Source organism: Streptomyces sp. sk2.1 (assembly GCF_008120935.1).
Taxonomy (GTDB): domain Bacteria; phylum Actinomycetota; class Actinomycetes; order Streptomycetales; family Streptomycetaceae; genus Streptomyces.
The window spans coordinates 1-1287 of record NZ_RDBO01000278.1 but is presented as its reverse complement, the minus strand read 5'-3'; the positions used below and the strand labels follow the sequence as shown (position 1 = coordinate 1287).

The following is a 1287-nucleotide window of genomic DNA, read 5'->3' as shown; positions in this document are numbered from 1 at the left end:
CTAGGCAGCGTCCGGCGGATCTTGTGACTGTCGGATTGCTGACTCGTTGTGTCTGGCATGGGGCGGGGCGATCTGACGAATGCCGAGTGGGTCCGGCTGGAGCCGCACTTGCCGGCGTCGGGGCTGCGTGGAGGACGGTGGAACGACCACCGCAGAGTGATCAACGGGATCTTGTTCCGGGTCCGGACGGGTATACCGTGGCGGGACCTTCCCGAGCGTTTCGGCAGCTGGAAGACCGTTTATGAACGGCACCGGCGCTGGTCGGCGGACGGCACGTGGGACCGGATCCTGTGTGCCGTCCAGGCCGACGCCGACCTCGCTGGCCGGATCGACTGGAGCATGGTCAGCGTCGACTCGACGTCCTGCCGGGCCCATCAGCACGCGGCAGGCGCTCGCAAGAAGAAGCCACGTGTCCCGAAAAAAGGACGACGCCTCGGCACCACCGCCCCGACGAAGGACTCGGACGGTCTCGGGGCGGCCTGACCTGCAAGATCCACCTCGCAGGTGAAGGTGGCTGTCGGCCGATGGCCTTCCTGGTCACTCCCGGCCAGTGGGGCGACGCGCCGCAGATGATCGAAGTCCTCGAACGGATCCGCGTTCCCCGCCCCCAAGGCGGTCGCCCCCGCACGCGGCCGGGCCACTTGGGCGGCGACAAGGCATACAGCTCACGTCGGAACCGGCGCTACCTGCGAAGACGCCAGATCAAACACACCATCCCCGAACCGAAGGACCAACGGGCCAACCGCAAACGCCGCGGCAGCGAGGGCGGCCGGCCCACCGGCTTCGACAGCGAGGTCTACAAACGCCGCAACGAAGTCGAGCGGACAATCAACCGACTCAAGAACTCCCGGGCCGTCGCCACCCGCTACGACAAAAGGGCCTACGTCTTCCATGGCACCGTCACCACCGCGGCTGTCCGGTTATGGCTCCGGGGCTGAGCCGGCCTGCAGTCTCAGTCCCCGAGGAACCACAGGTACAGGCCCTGTCCGTCAAGAACTACGTGGCCCAGCTCGATCAACTCACGCGCGAACTCATCAGTCAGCACACCTACAGGCAGCCTCGGTACCTCCTCCAACAGGGTCGACACCTGCCGGTGGTTGAAAACGGTGTCCGCGTACGGCAGCAGGTGTCCCAGCATTGGAAACACTGACTGATCAAGACCAGCCAGCTCAGGCCCCCAGGCCACACCGTGCTTCGCGCGGGCCTCGATCGTGCCGTTCTCGCGTCGGATCTGGAGATCAATCACGATCAGATCGTATGGCCTCATGATCCGCCGGACAGAACCTA

2 protein-coding genes are annotated in these 1287 nt (G+C 65.6%); one reads left to right on the top strand and one right to left on the bottom strand.

The features are described 5' to 3' along the window. Positions 1–57: 57 nt before the first annotated feature. Positions 58–938, top strand: a protein-coding gene (locus EAO76_RS43745) for an IS5 family transposase (protein ID WP_148841753.1) whose coding sequence is annotated in 2 segments (ribosomal slippage) — positions 58–418 and positions 418–938 — 882 coding nt in all. Because the reading frame shifts where the segments join, the coding sequence is not laid out codon by codon here. A gap of 14 nt (positions 939–952) precedes the next feature. Here EAO76_RS43745 and EAO76_RS45670 read toward each other — a convergent pair. Continuing rightward, positions 953–1287 (bottom strand): hypothetical protein (locus tag EAO76_RS45670; protein ID WP_222872287.1); only part of this gene is annotated, 335 nt, incomplete at its 5' end.